Here is a 1,997-nt window from a genome sequence, read left to right as displayed (position 1 = left end):
TCCCTCCAGATGAGCTGTAGCAATAGTGCCTGTTGCCTAAAAAGCAGTAAGATTTTTGCCACGAATATGCGGAGGATTGCTATATATATGTTATTATTAGGAGTTGATTTTTCATTTTAACTGTTGTTTTGCCCAATGGAGTTATGAAAATGCCTAGAAATTTCAATAAATTTCCTTAGTTTTCTATTCTATCTTGTCTTTTCTCTCTATTGATACTAAATTTTTCAACTTGATTTAACCTGAGTCAGGAATAATACGAGGCATGAAAAAATGGTAGTGGTAAACAAGTAATGATTCTGCTCGTCTGCCTTATGACAATTGAACGAATCTACTCACCCACATTCTTACATCTTTAAGACCACCGAAAAAATAATGTTATGAATAAAAAGGGTAATTGAAATACTTTACCGAAAAATTAAGGTTTAAAGTATCTTCTTTCAGGCAAAAAAAATTTCCTTTTAACCAATCTTCTTCTTAAAAAGAAGAGGTAATTATTACAGCACTTTGCACAGACGGTGAGGTACAGTTGATTAATTCAATCGTTGCCTTCTGGAGCTGTTGCCTAAAGTCCTAAAATTTTGTACCTCCAAGACTCCAAAACTGCTTTAATTATTAATTATTAATTATTAATTAGTTCCAAAATAAAAACTAGACTCCTGAAACTTCAGGAACCTAGTTAAGTCTTTAAATAATTTCTACTGAAAGTCTAAGCTGATACAGAGAAAGCCACAAACATCAAACTACCTATTAATACAACTCCTAAAGCTCCTAAAATAAGATAGTTCATTTGTTGTTTCTGATCTGGAGCATCAGCTTGATAAACTTTTGGCTCTACAGCAAAATTATTTAAACGTCCACCTTCTTCTGTTGTATATGGCATAATTAAAGACCCTTTTTCCTTATTATTTTTTAATTATTACCTAGACTAACAGAAAATTCGCAAATATAGGAAATTATTACTAGAGGCCAGGACTGTTAATCCTTCCAGTCAACGGAGAAGAAGCAGTTGCATAATCTTTTTTCGGTATTCTGCCAGCTAGATAGGCTAAACGTCCTGATTCTGTGGCCATTCCCATAGCTCTTGCCATCATGGGTGGATTTTTGGATAAAGCGATCGCTGAATTAATTAGTAAAGCATCAGCTCCCATTTCCATTGCTTGAGTTGCTTCACTAGGAGTTCCTATTCCTGCATCAACTACCACAGGAACAGTAGAATTGTCAATAATTATGGAAATATTGGCTGCATTTTGGATTCCCTGGCCCGAACCTATGGGTGAACCCAAAGGCATCACTGTGGCACAACCAACTTCTTCAAGTCTTTTAGCTAGTAGTGGGTCAGCATTAATATAAGGTAAGACAGCAAAACCTTCTTTAATTAATTGTTCTGCAGCTTGTAATGTACCGATGGGGTCTGGCAATAAATATTTAGGGTCAGGAATAACTTCCAGTTTGACAAAATTATTATCTTCTTGGCCTAACAGTTTTGCCATTTCTCTGCCTAACCTGGCTACTCTCACTGCATCTTCAGCCGTTTGACAACCAGCAGTATTAGGCAACATCCAGATTTTTTGCCAATTTATAGCTTCTGCCAACCCTTCATGTCCAGGAGCTTGAGTTTGTACCCGTCGTACTGCAACAGTGACAATTTCACATCCACTAGCCTCTATACTTTGCTGCATTGTCTCAAGAGTAGGATATTTGCCTGTGCCTGTCATTAGACGGGAGGAAAATTTTTTACCAGCAATAATTAGAGGTTTTTCTAGGGTTTGTGTGGTTTGTTTTTCTACTATCTGCATGGTTAGATTTTGATATTTACAACTATTTTAATTTCTTATTTTAATCCTGCCATTAAATGCGAGGTCTTATACCAAATCTTATTCTTTCATGGAAAGATAAAATTGAAAAAAGTTGGTAAGTCGTAGGTTTGAGGTATTGTCTTTCGGGTTAGGGAAAAATATACTCAATCTCAAACTAAGAATTGAATAAAGAATTAATAC

The 1,997-nt window shown here is 35.5% G+C and carries 2 protein-coding genes; both read right to left on the bottom strand.

Annotated features, from left to right (window positions below):
- Positions 1-706: 706 nt before the first annotated feature.
- Entirely contained in the window at positions 707-880 is a 174-nt protein-coding gene (gene psb34, locus AFK68_RS34270) for a photosystem II assembly protein Psb34 (RefSeq protein ID WP_143437371.1), read from the bottom strand.
- A gap of 79 nt (positions 881-959) precedes the next feature.
- Positions 960-1,796, bottom strand: coding sequence for a thiazole synthase (locus tag AFK68_RS00465; RefSeq protein WP_094670778.1), 837 nt, complete (start codon positions 1,794-1,796; stop codon positions 960-962).
- Positions 1,797-1,997 lie beyond the last annotated feature (201 nt).

The organism is Hydrocoleum sp. CS-953, assembly GCF_002260545.1.
Classification (GTDB): Bacteria; Cyanobacteriota; Cyanobacteriia; order Cyanobacteriales; family Microcoleaceae; genus Trichodesmium.
Note: the sequence above shows the minus strand (reverse complement) of the source record. Positions and strands in the feature narration are given on the sequence as shown.

What these genes read in the sequence shown, in the direction of transcription:
- psb34 (WP_143437371.1), bottom strand. Translation starts at nt 880, where the DNA reads ATGCCATATACAACAGAAGAAGGTGGACGTTTAAATAATTTTGCTGTA.
- AFK68_RS00465 (WP_094670778.1), bottom strand. Translation starts at nt 1,796, where the DNA reads ATGCAGATAGTAGAAAAACAAACCACACAAACCCTAGAAAAACCTCTA.